Origin of the sequence: Variovorax sp. TBS-050B (genome assembly GCF_029893635.1) — a bacterium.
Lineage (GTDB): Bacteria > Pseudomonadota > Gammaproteobacteria > Burkholderiales > Burkholderiaceae_C > Variovorax.
In genome coordinates this window covers 1,988,654-2,003,253 of record NZ_JARXYR010000002.1, presented here as the reverse complement: position 1 = coordinate 2,003,253, position 14,600 = coordinate 1,988,654, and the positions used below count along the sequence as shown (strand labels likewise).

9 protein-coding genes are annotated in these 14,600 nt (G+C 67.5%); 1 reads left to right on the top strand and 8 read right to left on the bottom strand.

Features of this window, described 5'->3' with window-relative positions:
• Window positions 1-145: 145 nt before the first annotated feature.
• Window positions 146-628, top strand: a complete 483-nt coding sequence (locus tag M2165_RS12385) for a type VI secretion system tube protein Hcp (RefSeq protein WP_280814925.1) — start codon at window positions 146-148, stop codon at window positions 626-628.
• A 700-nt stretch (window positions 629-1,328) separates the two neighbouring features.
• Here M2165_RS12385 and M2165_RS12380 read toward each other — a convergent pair.
• From M2165_RS12380 to tssH, 8 genes are all read right to left on the bottom strand, one after another.
• Window positions 1,329-2,138, bottom strand: coding sequence for a serine/threonine-protein phosphatase (locus M2165_RS12380; RefSeq protein WP_280814924.1), 810 nt, complete (start codon window positions 2,136-2,138; stop codon window positions 1,329-1,331).
• A 43-nt stretch (window positions 2,139-2,181) separates the two neighbouring features.
• A complete protein-coding gene (gene tagH, locus M2165_RS12375) occupies window positions 2,182-3,897 on the bottom strand; it encodes a type VI secretion system-associated FHA domain protein TagH (RefSeq protein WP_280814923.1) in 1,716 nt (571 codons plus the stop codon).
• A gap of 167 nt (window positions 3,898-4,064) precedes the next feature.
• Window positions 4,065-4,460 (bottom strand): DUF4150 domain-containing protein, encoded by a 396-nt coding sequence (locus M2165_RS12370; RefSeq protein WP_280814922.1) that lies wholly within the window; start codon window positions 4,458-4,460, stop codon window positions 4,065-4,067.
• 9 nt (window positions 4,461-4,469) lie between these two features.
• On the bottom strand, window positions 4,470-5,198 hold the full coding sequence (locus M2165_RS12365) for a DUF3540 domain-containing protein (RefSeq protein WP_280814921.1): 729 nt from the start codon (window positions 5,196-5,198) through the stop codon (window positions 4,470-4,472).
• A 26-nt stretch (window positions 5,199-5,224) separates the two neighbouring features.
• On the bottom strand, window positions 5,225-6,277 hold the full coding sequence (locus tag M2165_RS12360) for a pentapeptide repeat-containing protein (protein WP_280814920.1): 1,053 nt from the start codon (window positions 6,275-6,277) through the stop codon (window positions 5,225-5,227).
• Window positions 6,274-8,886 (bottom strand): DUF2169 domain-containing protein, encoded by a 2,613-nt coding sequence (locus tag M2165_RS12355; protein ID WP_280814919.1) that lies wholly within the window; start codon window positions 8,884-8,886, stop codon window positions 6,274-6,276. The genes M2165_RS12360 and M2165_RS12355 overlap by 4 nt, the downstream gene beginning before the upstream one ends.
• 33 nt (window positions 8,887-8,919) lie before the next feature.
• Window positions 8,920-11,775, bottom strand: a complete 2,856-nt coding sequence (gene tssI, locus M2165_RS12350; RefSeq protein WP_280814918.1) for a type VI secretion system tip protein TssI/VgrG — start codon at window positions 11,773-11,775, stop codon at window positions 8,920-8,922.
• Between the two features lie 42 nt (window positions 11,776-11,817).
• Complete coding sequence (tssH, locus tag M2165_RS12345) at window positions 11,818-14,595, bottom strand: type VI secretion system ATPase TssH (RefSeq protein WP_280814917.1); 2,778 nt, start codon at window positions 14,593-14,595, stop codon at window positions 11,818-11,820.
• Window positions 14,596-14,600 lie beyond the last annotated feature (5 nt).

Below are 14,600 nucleotides of genomic sequence, written 5' to 3'. Positions count from 1 at the left end.
AAGAACGGGCGGCGCGGTGTTTTGAAAAAGGCGCCGCTCGCTCGTTATCAGGACAGCTCCCGGGCACCACGCTGAACAAGAAGCACCGCACGGAAGCCCATTTTTTCCAACTGACTCACTCACACACCACTGAAAGGCAAGCATCATGGCTGCAGACATGTTTTTGAAGCTCGAAGGCGTCGACGGCGAATCCAAGGACGACGGGCACAAGAAGGAGATCGACGTGCTCTCGTGGAGCTGGGGCGCCAGCCAGTCGGGCACCGGCCACGTCGGCGGCGGCTCGGGCGCCGGCAAGGTGAGCGTGCAGGACCTCTCGGTCACCAAGTACGTCGATTCGTCCTCGCACCTGCTGCTGCTCGACTGCTGCAACGGCCAGCACATCAAGAAGGGCGTGCTCACCGTGCGCAAGGCCGGCGCCACGCCGCTCGAATACATCAAGCTCACGATGGAAGACATCCTCGTGACGCACATCAGCACCGGCGGCAGCGGCGGCGAAGACCGCCTGACCGAGACCATCACGCTGAACTTCTCGAAGTTCAAGTACGAGTACACGCCCCAGAAGGCCGACGGTTCCGGCGACGGCACCAAGGAAACCGGCTGGGACATCGCGGCCAACAAGAAGGTCTGAAGAAGAAGCGCTTCGCGCGACCTTCCTCCCCGGAGAACGGCGGCCACGGATTCGACATCCCGGCCGCCGTTGTCTTTTCGATCGACGAACGAAGAGAGAGAAAGCGAGCAGCGCCATGCACGTCTCCAAGCCGCCCTTCGCCTGGAACCAGACCGCCGCCTACGACTTCCCCGCCTTCTGGAGCACGCTGCAGCGCGTGCACCCGTGGGAGCACCCGGTCTCGTACTTCATGCTGGCCGTGATCTGCTTCGAGGAGACCGGCTTCTGCAACATCCAGCAGGCCGAGACGCCCACGGGCCTGGGCGTGGGCTTCGGCCAGCTCGAGGTGAAGAACCCCGAGAAGAAGGCCTTCTACGAATGGGCCGGCATCGAGACCGACTACCGCCGGCTCGCCAAGGAGATGCTCGGCGACCGCGAGTTCTCGCTCGGCGTGCACTGCCAGTTCTTCCAGTACCTCACCGAGGTGCGCGGCCTGCGCCTCGACGGCTGCCTGGCCGCCCAGGTCGGCCGGCACGTGCAGTACATCCCGCTGTTCAAGCAGGGCGCCGCGATGCTCGAGGATGCCTTCAATGCCAACGACCGCGCGGCCTACATCCGTGCGCTCAACCATGCGCGCAGCAACAGCCCCAAGAAAGAACGGCGTCCCCGAGAGCCTGTTCAAGGACTACTGGGCATTCATCCTGCCGCAGAGCTGGTTCGACTACGGGTTCTGATCGCCGCCCGCGGCCGGCTCCAGTGCCGCCATCAGCCGCGTCGCGTCCTCGTCTTCCGCATCGGGAATCACCCACAGCGTGAGCGCCGTGTAGTTGTCATGGCCGGGCTTGGCGCGCGCCCTGATCTGCACGTCGAGCTGCTCGGTCCACTGGCTGGGCGTGCGCGAGGCATGCAGCGTGTCGACCAGGCATTCGTCGCCGAGCGGCTCCCAGACGCCGTCGCTGCACAGCAGCAGCACGTCGCCCGGCAGCAGGCGCATGCGGTCGGATACCGTGATGTCGGGCGCTTCCTCGACCGAGCCCAGCGCCGACAGCAGCATGTTGCGCTGCGGATGCAGCCGTGCGCCCTCTTCGTCGAGCATGCCGCCGGCCACCATCTGCTGCACCAGGCTGTGGTCGGTGGTGCGCGCGACGATCGCGCCGCCGCGGAACAGGTAGGCGCGGCTGTCGCCGCTGTGCACCCAGGCGAGCGCATGGTCCTCGAGGTCGATGGCGGCGAACACGATGGTCGAGCGCATGCCCGCGAGCTTGCCGCCCTCGGCCTGGCGCGCCACCACGTCGCGGTTGGCCTGCTCGACCAGGATGCGCAGCACGCCCGCGTCGAGGCTGGGCCCGGCCGAGAAGGCGCCGAGCACGCTCGCGCGCACCGTGGCCGCCGCCACGTCGCCGCCGCCGTGGCCGCCCGCGCCGTCGGCCACGAGGCAGGCGACATAGCGCTCGTCGTGCCAGTGGCCATGCACGTCTTCGTTGTAGCTGCGGCCGCCCTGCCGGGACAGCGTGACGATTTCGATTTCCAAGCGGATGCCTTTTGCTTCTCTTGCTGCGGTCTTGGGGATGCGGTCAGTGGCCGGACGGCTGCTCGCCCTTCAGGCGCGCCATCTGTTCTTCGTAGGCTTCGAGGAAGGCCTTGCCGAAGAGATTGTGGAAATCGTCCTCCGCCTCGCTCGCGATGCCGCCGTAGAGCGCGACGAACTGGTCCCAGAGCTTGGCCTTGCGGTTGGCCGCGAACAGCGCGTCGAGCGCCGACTTCGCGCTGATCTTCTGCTCGAGCGCGCCGGGCTCGAAACGCGCGATCACATGCGCGAGCGCCGCGCGCATGCCCACCATCACGCCGAACTGGTGCGCGCGCAGGTCGTCGAAGGCGTCGCGCATCGCCGCTTCCGCGGGCATGAAGCCGCGCACGCCGGGCCCGAGCAGATGCGCGAGCGCGACCTCCACCGTGGGCGAGAACTTCAGCGGGTTGTTGGCCTGGGCCGCGATCATGGTGACCTCGGCGCGCACCTCGCGCTTGAACTCCTGGCGCGTGAGCAGCAGCTGCAGCGTGCCTTCGGTGGCGCTGCGCAGCATGGTGCCGATGCGCTCCATCAGGCCCGGCGTGAGCATCGCGGGCGGCTGGTGCAGGTTGCCGAGGCCGCGCAGCAGCGCGGCGAGCAGCTCGTCGTCGGTGGCGGTGCGCGCCGGATCGACCGGCGCGGCGGCGGGGCGTTGCACGGGCGCGGGTGCGGGCGCCGGTGCGAAGGCCGCCGGTGGCGGCGGGGCCGGCAGCGGCGGCAGTTCGCGGCCCGCGGTGTCGGGCCCGCTGATGCGGATCGGCTGCCCCGTGATGTCGTCGAACTGCGGCAGCAGCTCCGCGGGCGCAGCAGCAGCAACAACATCGACGGCCGGCGCCGGCGGCGGTGTCACGGCCCTGGGCGGCGTGAAGCCGAACTGGTCGATCGGCAGGTGGTCCGCGCGCGGCGTGGGTGTCGGCGGTGCCGCGCTCTGCAGCGCCGCGAGCGGATCGGCGGCCGAAGCGGTGTTGGGCTGCAGCAGCGGGTCGGCCAGCGGCGAGAGCGCCAGCGGATCGCCGCCGATGCCGCCGCCGCCCGTCGCGCCACCGAAGAGCTCGTCGATGCTCGCCGCCTTGCCATGCGCGGGCGGCGCGCCCAGGTCGGAGAAATCGTCGAGCGCACCGAGGCCGGTGGCCGGTGCGGAGACGGGATCGGGGCCGAGCAGGTTCGCGAACGGATCGATCTGCGCCGCCTGCGCGTTGCGCGAGCCCGTGGCCATCGGATCGGGAAAGAGCAGCGGGTCGGCCGGCGCAGCCTTCGCAGGCGCCGCTGCCGCGGCGGGCGCCGGCGGCGGCGCCAACCCCGCGAGCAGGTCGGCGAAAGGGTCGTCGCTGCTGCTCGCCGGGAGCGGTGCCGCCGCGGCTGCCGGTGCCGACATCACGGTGTTGGGAATGGCGAGCGCGGGCGGTGCCGCGGCCGTCGCGCGCACCGCGAGCTCGAAGCTGCCGATCACGAGGCGCGCGCCGTCCGTGAGCGGCGCCTCCTTGCCCGCGCCCAGCGAGACGCCGTTGCACTGCATCGGGTTGCTCCCGCGGTCGATCACGAAGTACTGGCCGTCGCGGCACAGCACCTGGGCATGCACGCGCGAAACGGTACGGTCGGGATCGACGAGCACGAGCGTGTTGGTGTCGGCGCGGCCGATGGTGCCGCCGTTGGGGCCGAAGTCGGCCGCGATGGCCTGCCCCGCCGGGGCGCCCTGCCGGGTGACGACAGCGATGTGGATCATGAATCGGCCTCCAAGGCTGCTACGCCCGAACACGACGGCCCGCTTGCAGGCGGGCGAAAAACTCGCAAGGAGTATTCATTCCGGGGGGCGTGTTGGCAATCTCACCGGAAGAGGTATGCCGGTATGCCATGCCTCATGGCGCCCCCCGTGTGCCGCCGGGGCGTCGGCTACGGAGCGAGCAGCACGACGTTCGCCTGGCTCGGAACCATGCGCACGCCTGGGCAGTTGGTGCTGTTCTGCATCGTCATGCTCGTCAGGCGTGACGCGGGCAGGCCCTGGAACAGGACCGTGAACGATCCGGTGACGTGGCGGCTCGGTCCCATGACCGTGCCGGAAGCCACGCCCAGGTTCACGCCCGCGTTGTCGCCATTGGTCATGGGAATGGTGGTTCCCAGGTTGTGCGCAGGCGTACCCATGATGAGGACACAGGTGCAGTTCGGCACCGCCGTTGGCCCCATTGCGATGTTGGGATACGGAATCGGCACCGGTCCCGCAGGTGTGGGCGTGAGGCAGACATCGGGGAATCCCATGTCGGTGCCCATCATCTGGCAATTGGCAAACATGACGCGCTCTCAACCCAGATGGATCTGCCCACCGCGCGCCTTGACCAGCTTGCGCCCGTTGGCGATCACATGTTCACCAGAAAGACGCATCAGTTGCTTCGCCTCGCGCTCCAGGTTGTCCGCCGCCACGCGATCGATGCCCCGGGTGGTGCGCAGATACTGGTGGCTGAAATGCTGCACGCGCTCGAACACGCTCGACAAGGTCGTGCCGACCACCTTCAGTGCAGATGCCGCAAGCCGCAACTGCCTGGCAGCGAGGTCGCCTTCGTCGACCATCAGGCTTGCGGCGCGGGCATCGATCCTGAGCCTGCCCGTGCGCATGCCGAGCGCGTCGGCTTCGATCTGCAGATCGCCCCCGTGCACCTGCCACCGGGTGGGTCCCTCGGAGCGAAGCAACTGCGGTGCGCCAGGCTCCCGCGCCAGTACCGAGGTGACCCACATCTCGTCCGGCGCCACGCGCAAGCATGCGACCGTATCGCCCGCTGCGGGTTGCAACAGGCAGCTCGAGGCAATGCGCGCGAAGGTGCGCAGGCGGCCGCTCTGCAGTTCGACGAGCGGCCGATCGCCACGGCCCGACGGGGACTCGTCAAGTGCGATGACGATGCCTACGCAATACTGCGCGGCCAAGGCGTCGGTGGGCGACACGGTCTCGGCCTGCGTCGGTCGCCCGGGCCGCGCGAGGTGGAAGCCAGTGTGCGCCGCGGCCTTGGGCGTGCGCTTTCTTTCGACGGTATTCATTCCTGCTCCTTTGGCTGGCTGTTCAATCACTGGACCTGCGGTGCCCACTGCTCGGCGGCCTGCAGATCGGCATCGGTTTCGAGCGCGCTGCCGCGGTCGGTGAATTCCGCCCCTTCCGTGCGGGTCGCATGCAGGCAGGTGCGAAACATCCGGGCGCCACTCGCATCGACTCGTCGAAGATCGGCGTGCCGGAAATCCGCATAGCTCAACTCGCAGTCCCCGAGATGGGCGTTCGCCAGCATCGCTTGCCCGAAGTGCGCCTGATGAAGATCCGCGCCGCGGAACAGCGCGCCGGGCAGCTGCGCACCCGTGAACAGCGCCTGTCGAAGTTCGGCACCGGAGAAGTTCACGCGTGCGCCCCTGGCCGAGCAGAACAGCGCCTGCGGCGCCCGGATCTTCGAGAAATCCGCATCGTCGAGCAGCGCGTCCTGGAAATTGCAGCGGGCAAGCGCTGCACCGGCGAAGCGCGCCCCCGTCAGGTCCGTGCCGCTGAAGAGGCAAGCGTCGAGCGACAGGCCGGCGAACGACATGCGCGCCAGCACAACCTTCTGGAACACCGTGCGCGTCATTCGCGCCCTGGCCCAGGTCGATTGGGCCATGTCGCAGCCGTCGACGATCGCATGCAGCCAACGCGTGTCGTCCGCATTGACGTCGCGCAGCGAGGATTCGCTGATGACCGCCGAATCGAGTTCTGCGCCGGCCAGACTCGCATGATCCAGCCCGCATTGAAAGAAGGTCACCATCGAAAGCAGCGTTTCGCCCAGCTGTGCATGGGACAGAACGCACTCCGAAAAGGTGGCACCGTGCAGGTTGGCTTTCCGGAAATTGACGTGGTCCAGATTGCAGCGATTGAAGACGGCGCTGCGAAGCGCGGCGCTGTCGAAAAGCGCGCCGCGAAGGTCGCAGTTGTCGAAGGTCGTCTCGCGCAGGTCCGAGCCTCGAAAATCGCAGCCCGCCAGACAGGCATTGACGAAGACCCCCCCGCCCAGACAGAGACCGCTGTAGGCCTTCTGCGCGAGATCATCGCCTGCGATGGGCTCGCCGAGCAGCACCGCGGTACACAGCAGTTCAGGGCTCACTGAGCGGCCTCCTCTGGCGTGAGGCGCGGCCAGGTGCGCGCGCGCTGAAGAAGCGCCCGCTCCAGGCGGACATCGCCATCGAGCCTGGCGCGCGAAAGATCGGCCGCGAAGAGATTCGCATCTCGCAGGTCGCTGCCTCGGAGGTCGGCATGCTGGAGGATCGCGTCCTTGAGATTCGCTCCCGCCAGCCGGGCCTTGCACAACCGCGTCCGGCGCATCAAGGCGCCCCGCAGGCTGGCAAGGCGCACATCCGCCGCTTCAAGGTTGGTTCGCACCAGACAGGCGCCGTCGAGACGCGCGCGCACGAGGCTGGCCCCTTCGAGATTCGCGCCCTGCAGATTGGCTGATGCGAGGCTGGCCTGCGCGAAGGAGGCCTGGCGCAGCGTGCATTCCGGCGAGAAGACCGCCCCATCCAGCCGGGCTGCGTCCATCCGCACGCCATCGAGATCGCAGCCCAGGAAATTGGCACCTTGCAGCATCGCTGCGCGCAGATCCACATCCTTCAGCTTGCACTCGTTGAAGACCGCCCCGGCCAGCTGCGCCTCCGTCAACACGACGCCGCTCAGATCGAGCTTGTGAAACAAGGCATTCGGTGAAACGATGCCGCTCCAGTCGGACACGCCCCAGGTGCTTTCCAGCCACCTGGCATCGGTGAGGTCTGCGCCGCGCATCTGGGTCTCGGCGAGGGCCGATCCGTCGAGCGTTGCACCGCGCAGCGAGGCGCGGTCGAAGGTCGCGCCCGCCAGTTGCGCCCCCCCCAGATTGGCCATCGACAGATCCGCTTCGACACCGATCACACCCCGCAGATTGGCGTGCGCAAGCACGGCGCCCATCAGCTTGCAGGCCGATAGGTTCGAGCCCGCCAAGTTGGCGCTCTCGAGCCAGGCGCCTGTCAGGTCGGCGCCGCGCAGATCCAGTCCGGACAGATCCGCGCCGGTGAAGTCCATGCCGGCGAAGTAACGCAGGCCATGCGCCAGCATCCAGCGCAGCTCCTCGCGTTCGCGGCGGCTGCGTTCGTGCTCCTGCGCGAGCGCCGGCGGTTGCAGATGCGCCGACTGAAGATAGTTGATCCGTTCGATCGTTTCCTTCATTTTGAGCTGGGGAAAAGCCTGGTTCACGTCGAGCGCGTGGCCGGCCGCCTGCAGGTCGCGCAAGTGCTGGTCGGCCCGGTACGTCGGTGGCCCGCGATGCACTTGCTCCTCCAGCTGCTGCGGCGTCACGGCGCCGTCGCGCACCAGGGCGACCGCGCGGTCCAGGTGATCGAGCAGGTCACTGACCTCTTGCCACTGCTGCTCGTCCATCTGCTTCTTTCGTGCCTTCAGATAGGCCGGCAGTTCGGCCGGAGAGGGGGGCGTCTCCCTCGCGGGCATGACCACGCCGAGCGCGTCGGGATCGCCCCCCTGCTGCACGATCTTCTGCCGCATCGCGAGGACCTCCACTTCGGCACGTCGGCGTTGCGCCTCTGCCTGCAGCCCCTCGATCACGAAAGCCGCCTCGGCGCTCTGCTGGTCGGGGTCCGCCGTATCGATGCCGGCGGGCAGCAGGTCTGCGTCGTTGAGGCTTTCCACTGCGCCGTACTCCACGTCGCGCCGGCGACGCAACACTTCGATGTAGTGCTCGTCCGCGCGAACTTCGCCGCTGCGCTCGACCGCGCCCAGCAACCCAGCGATATCGGAAGCGTCGTCTTCCTGGACTTCGGCCAGTCCATGGAACACGAGAACCATGCGCTCGGCATGCGGAAAGAACCACACCGTGGTGAGGCGCATCGGCACCTCACGCAAGAGGCCAGGCTCGGACGGCCCGCCGACCGGCTCCGGCCCTGTGCCGTAGTCGGCAAATACGCGCACCCTGAGACCGGGAAGCTGGCCTTCGATGCGAGGCTGTTGCGGATGCATGTGTTCGAGCACGAACGCCTCGTCCCCCGCGAGCGGGCCCGGGAGCCACTGGTCACGGGGTGCGAGATTGAAGCAGTTCCAGTCCATGTCCGGGGGAAATCCCGGGGAGTGAAGTTTCAGATAGTCGCCGTCGTAGCTTCCCTGGAGTGCACGCCGTTGTGGATGCAGCACATCGAGCGCGCCGAAGCCGGCGGGCGCCGCAGCCTGGTCGGCACACAGCAGACGTTGTCCGGGAAGCTCCAGATTGGGCAGAAACAGGAGGTCGTCGACCTTGGCCCGGCCGCGGCCGGCGGGGTTCGCTGCGAAGTCGGCACCACCATAGGCCCGCGACCAGTCGAGCGGCATGCGTTCAAAGGGCGCCGGCGCGCTGGGCGTGGTCGCGTCGTGCCAATGTCGGTCCCCGATCACGAGCAAGGTCTTCTCGACCGTTCCCAGCCGCGCGCGAACGGCGCAGCCCGTCGACGCCCCCCCCGGTGGATAGGCGCTGCCATGCACCAGGAACTCCGGCGTGACCTTCGCCACGCCTTCGTCGATCAGCGGGGATGCCATTTCCTGCGCCAGGAACTTCCACATCGACTGCTCGCCCCAGAGGGAACCCGCGTCCGCCCGCGCGAAGGGAACGTGCAGGTAGCCGGAGACGCACAGGCCGAAGCGCTTGCGGAACTCTATCGCTCGAAAGGACAGTCCCAGCTGAGCGGGCTTGTGTATTTGCATGGTGCGGCGTGACGAACTCGCTGGCGGGGGAACTCAGTAGGACAGGTTGCCGGAGGGATTCTTCGGTCCCGCGCCCTCGTCGCCGAAGCTGCCGCCGGTCGAGCGGGTCACGGGTCCCTGCGGCGCCAACGGATGGGGCGAGGCGGCAAACCGGATCATTTCGAGCCGCTTCGCGATCTCCGGCTTGCCGGCACGCTCGGCCTGCCCGATGAGCTCGGTCAGCTGATTGCGCACCGCGTTGCGAGTTTCCTGCGAGGATTTCTCCAGGCGCTTCTTCAGGTCTTCCTTGGCCTTGTTCTTGTCGGCCTCCGAAGGCCCGAAGAAGCTCTGCTGGCTGGCTTGATAGACACCCACGCCCAGCGACCCCACCGCGCCGAGCAGCATGATGAGGTCCGGGCCCATGGACTTGGCGAACCCAGCCAGCGAGCCAGCCGTTGTGGGTGCGCCGGCCCCCGCTCCCGCGCCGGGCATGAATGAAGTGATCGTCGACTGATGTGCCTTGGCGGTGAGCCGCTCGATCTTCGGTCCCACGACGGAATTGAGCTGCAACCCGATCTTGTTGTCGATGGTCACCGATATCGTGGTCTTCGACTGGCCGCCGATGAAAGTCTCGCCATAGAGCCCGGCGACGGTCTTCGTGAAGAAACCCGCCGTGAAGGAGCTCTTGGTCGAGAACGACACCTCGTCGGCCTTGGTCAGAGAGGTGGACTTGACCGTCTGCGCGATCAGGTCGATGTTGCCGGACATCGTTCCCACCAGGATGTTCGAGTCGCTCGAGACCGTCATCGGCCCCCTGGAGTGCGTGCCGCTCTTTCCTCCCACCGACAGCGTGTAGTCCCCCTGGCTCCCCAGGGCCATCGTGCCGGCGGCCACCGTCAGGGCCCCACCGATATTCATCGTGACCGTCATCGCCGACAGCGTGTAGCCGTCACTCACCCACACGAGCTGGTTGCCCGTGACGAAGCTGTTCTTGTCCCCGGCTTTCACCACCAGCTTGTGCTCGCCCTTGGTGATCTCCGTTTCCTCGCCGTTCGAGACCAGCTTGGTGCGGTGCCCGTCGACCGTCAGGCCGTCGTCGAGCTGGACATAGGTCGAGCGGTGGCCGTTGACGACGTAGTCTTCGTTGCCGTCCTCCACGACCACCGATCGGTACTTCCCCACCGAAGTCCATTGGTGGTTCTTGACCGTGATGTTCTGGTCATGGCCGACGGAGGTCGAATCATCGTTCTCCACCGAGCGCGACATGTCCTTCTCGGCGTGGATATTGACCAGCTCCTCCCCCTTCTTGTCCTCGAACATGATCTCGTTGTAGTTCGCGGGACCACCGCCCGGCGTGGAGCGCGTCTTGAAGCCGCTCTGCGTTGGCGACTTGTACGGGATCGGCTGGTCGTCGTTGTAGACCCGTCCGGTGATGATCGGGCGATCGGGGTCGCCATTCATGAACTCGACGATCACCTCCTGGCCGATGCGCGGCACGAAGTAGGCGCCCCAGTTCTTGCCGGCCCAGGGCTGCGAGCAGCGGATCCAGCAGGTGGCCTTCTCGTCGCCGTCGTTGTAGCGGTCCCAGTGGAAATGGACCATCACGCGGCCCTCGTCCACGTGGAGCTCCTTGCCCTCGGGGCCGCAGACGATCGCGCTCTGCGGTCCAGGCATCGTCACGCGCGGCGTGAGGCGCGGCGGATGGAAGGTGCTCTCCATCGGCAGTGCGGTGACGAGGAAGGCGCTGTTGCCTCGCAGGCCGGTGCGCAGCGCCGGATGCTGCTCGATCAGCTCGACGAAGGCGGCCATGGCGTCGGCGTTGACCGCGTCGTCGCGGATGGCTTCGTGCAAGAGCGCATTGAGCGACTGCGGCGGCTCGGATTCGTCGGTGCCCTCGTAGCCCGTGTGGCTGACCACGAAGACGCAGCCGCCGATCACGTACTCGCCGTCGCGCAGGCCGTCGCGGTCGCCCTCGAACTTGAAGCTGCGGCCCGCCGCGACGTCGGGCCAGCGGGTGAAGCCCCAGTGGCGTTCGCGGCGTCCGTCGAACTCCTCGAGGTGCAGCTTGGCCGATGCGTCGGCCTCCTCGCCCTTGAAGTAGTTGCCCGGGTATTCGAACACCTCCAGGTCGGAGAGCTCATGGCTTTCCGACACGTCGACTTCCACGCTCAGGAGCTTCTTGATCGCCTTGTAGTCCACGTCGCGCGACGCGTACTTGCCGCTGTCGAGCCGATGCACGTCGATCCACTCGCTGATCTCGTTGAAGCGGGCCTCGCTCACGTTCGAGGGCACGAAGCGCAGCTTGGAATCGACCGCGAGCTTCTCGTGCGCGATGCCACTGGCGTCCGACAGGTGCATCGTGCCCGGCGCGTCATGCGCGTCGAACCAGTAGTAGATGCCCTCGGCCTCCATCAGGCGCGAGAGGTAGTTGTAGTCGCTCTCCTGGAACTGCACGCAGTAGCGCCGCGGCGGGTGCGTGCCCACCACGTTGTCGCTGCGGAGCTTCTTCACGCGCTTGATCGGGCTGTCCTCGAGCACCGCGTTGACGATCTCGAGCACCGGCTTGTCCTGCAGGATGCGCGAGTTGGCGCGCTTGGTGAGCAGCCAGAACCACGAGCGCAGGCAGATCTGGTAGCGGAAGTAGCGCCCCACCTGCCGCCCGCGCGTGAAGCGCACCGCATGCCCCTGGCAGTGCCGCTCGTGCTTGTTACCGTCGACGTCGAGAAACCCGATCACCACGTCGAAGGCGTGGCCGAGGATGTCGTTCGCCTTGATGTAGGCGTTCTCCGAAAGCACCGTGAGCTCGTAGGTCGATGGCCGTGCGAGGGCCTCGTGGCCCGCGATGGTCCAGAACATCAGATCGTCCTTCGCAGGCGAATCGCTCTCGATGCGGAATTCGTGGTCAGCCATGTGTGGTTCTCTTCGGGGGCATGCGTCCGATCGGTTGGAAGCTCAATCGAAGGCGTAGGTGAAGTCGGCATCCTTCACGTCCAGCGCCACGCGGCGGATCTCGCCGCCCGACGCGAGGCGTTGCAGGTACTCGACGGAGATGGTCGGCAGCACGGTGTTGGTCAGGATCGCGTCGATCACGCGGCCGCCCGACTCCGGGTCCTGGCAGCGCGCGACAACCTGCTCGACCACCGCGTCGCTGTACTCGAAGGGCACGCCGTGGTTGGTCTCGACGCGCTTCTTGATGCGGCCCAGCTGCAGCCGCACGATCTTCTTCATCATCTCGGGCGAGAGCGGGTAGTACGGGATCGTGACGATGCGGCCCAGCAGCGCGGGCGGGAACACCTTCATCAGCGGCGCCTTGAGCGCATCGGCGAGCGCGTTCGGATCGGGCAGCAGCTCGGGGTCGCGGCACATGCTCATCACGAGCTCGCTGCCGGCGTTGGTGGTGAGCAGGATGATCGTGTTCTTGAAGTCGATCATGCGGCCCTCGCCGTCCTCCATCCAGCCCTTGTCGAAGACCTGGAAGAAGATCTCGTGCACGTCGGGGTGCGCCTTCTCGACCTCGTCGAGCAGCACCACGCTGTAGGGGCGCCGCCGCACGGCCTCGGTCAGGATGCCGCCCTCGCCGTAGCCCACGTAGCCCGGGGGCGCGCCCTTGAGCGTGGAGACGGTGTGCGCCTCCTGGAACTCGCTCATGTTGATGGTGATGATGTTCTGTTCGCCGCCGTAGAGCGCCTCGGCCAGCGCAAGGGCGGTCTCGGTCTTGCCCACGCCCGAGGTGCCGCAGAGCATGAACACGCCGATCGGCTTCTGCGGGTTGTCGAGCCGCGCGCGGCTGGTCTGGATGCGGCGCGCGATCATCTCGAGGCCGTGCTTCTGGCCGATGACGCGCTGGTTGAGCGTGTCGGCGAGCTTGAGCACCGCCTCGACCTCGTTCTTGACCATGCGGCCGACGGGGATGCCGGTCCAGTCGGCAACGACCGAGGCCACGGCCTGCTCGTCGACCGAGGGCAGGATCAGCGGCGACTCGCCCTGCACCGCGTGGATCTTGGCCTGCAGCGCATGCAGCTCCTCGAGCAGTGCCGCCCGGTCTTCGCTCCCTCCCCCGCTGGGGGAGGGTTGGGGTGGGGGCGGCGGCGCATCACTGGCCGACGGTGATTGCGAGGCCGTCGCGCCCCCACCCCTGCCCTCCCCCAGCGGGGGAGGGAGTGCAGTGTCGACGGGCTTGTTGCCTGCGCGCAGCTTGCCGCGCAGCTCCAGCAGCCGGTCGACCAGTGCCTTCTCCTCCTGCCAGCGCGCATTGAGCGCTTCGAGCTGCGTCTTCGATTCGTCGAGCAGCGCCGCCACCTGTGCAGCGCGCCTGGTCACGTCGATGCCGATCGCTTCCTCGCGGCCGATGATCTCCTGCTCGACCGTGAGGCCCTCGATGCGGCGCATGCAGTCCTCGACCTCGGGCGGGGTCGCATGCTGGCTCACGGCCACGCGCGCGCAGGCGGTGTCGAGCAGGCTCACGGCCTTGTCGGGCAATTGCCGCGCCGGAATGTAGCGGTGGCTCAGCTTGACGGCGGCCTCGATCGCCTCGTCGAGCAGCTGCACGCGGTGGTGCTTCTCGAGCACGCTGGCCACCCCGCGCAGCATCAGGATCGCCTTGGTCTCATCGGGCTCGGGCACCTGCACCACCTGGAAGCGCCGCGTGAGCGCCGGGTCCTTCTCGATGTACTTCTTGTACTCGGCCCAGGTGGTGGCGCCGATGGTGCGCAGGTTGCCGCGCGCGAGCGCGGGCTTGAGCAGGTTGGCCGCATCGCCGGTGCCGGCCGCGCCGCCCGCGCCCACCAGCGTGTGGATCTCGTCGATGAACAGGATGATCGGCGTCGGCGAGCTCTGCACCTCATCGATCACCTGGCGCAGCCGCTGCTCGAACTCGCCCTTCATGCTCGCGCCGGCCTGCAGCAGGCCGATGTCGAGCGTGAGCAGCTTCACGTCCTTGAGCTGCGGCGGCACGTCGCCGCGCGCGAGGCGCTGCGCGAAGCCCTCGACCACGGCCGTCTTGCCGACGCCGGCCTCGCCCGTGAGCAGCGGGTTGTTCTGGCGCCGGCGCATCAGGATGTCGACGATCTGGCGGATCTCCTCGTCGCGGCCCGTGACCGGGTCCATCTCGCCCTTCTTCGCCTTCTCGGTCAGGTCGACCGCGAACTTCTTGAGCGCATCGCCCTTGCCCATGGCGGCCGGCGCCATCGCGCCCGAATCCTCGCCCGGTGCGCCGCTGCCCATCCCGGTGCCGTCCTGCGCGCGCATCTGCGCCTCGGGCGAGGCATCGCAGATCTTCGCGAAGTTGTCGCACAGGTCCTCGAGCTTGACCTTCTCGAACTGCTTCGACAGGCCGAACAGCGGGTTGCGCAGGCTCTGCGTCTTGAGCATGCCGACGATCAGGTAGCCGGTGCGCACCTGGGCCTCGCCGAACTGCAGGGTGGCGTAGGTCCATGCGCGCTCGATCGCGTTCTCGATGTGCGGCGAGAAGTCGCTGATCGCGGTGGCGCCGCGCGGCAGGCGGTCGAGCGCGGCCGTCATGTCCTTGGCGATCACCGAGACGTCGAGCCCGTAGTGCTGGATCACGCGGTGCAGGTCGGAGTCCTGCGCCTGCAGCAGCTGGGCGAACCAGTGCTCCAGCTCGACGTACGGGTTGCCGCGCATCTTGCAGAACACGGTGGCACCTTCGATGGCCTTGTACGCCAGCGAATTGAGCTTGCCGAAAAGGGCCGTGCGGCTGATTTCACTCATGGAGG

Excerpts from the sequence above, each read along its gene's own strand:
- M2165_RS12385 (WP_280814925.1), top strand. The coding sequence starts at position 146 with ATGGCTGCAGACATGTTTTTGAAGCTCGAAGGCGTCGACGGCGAATCC.
- tagH (WP_280814923.1), bottom strand. The coding sequence starts at position 3,897 with ATGATCCACATCGCTGTCGTCACCCGGCAGGGCGCCCCGGCGGGGCAG.
- M2165_RS12370 (WP_280814922.1), bottom strand. The coding sequence starts at position 4,460 with ATGTTTGCCAATTGCCAGATGATGGGCACCGACATGGGATTCCCCGAT.
- M2165_RS12365 (WP_280814921.1), bottom strand. The coding sequence starts at position 5,198 with ATGAATACCGTCGAAAGAAAGCGCACGCCCAAGGCCGCGGCGCACACT.
- M2165_RS12355 (WP_280814919.1), bottom strand. The coding sequence starts at position 8,886 with ATGCAAATACACAAGCCCGCTCAGCTGGGACTGTCCTTTCGAGCGATA.
- tssI (WP_280814918.1), bottom strand. The coding sequence starts at position 11,775 with ATGGCTGACCACGAATTCCGCATCGAGAGCGATTCGCCTGCGAAGGAC.
- tssH (WP_280814917.1), bottom strand. The coding sequence starts at position 14,595 with ATGAGTGAAATCAGCCGCACGGCCCTTTTCGGCAAGCTCAATTCGCTG.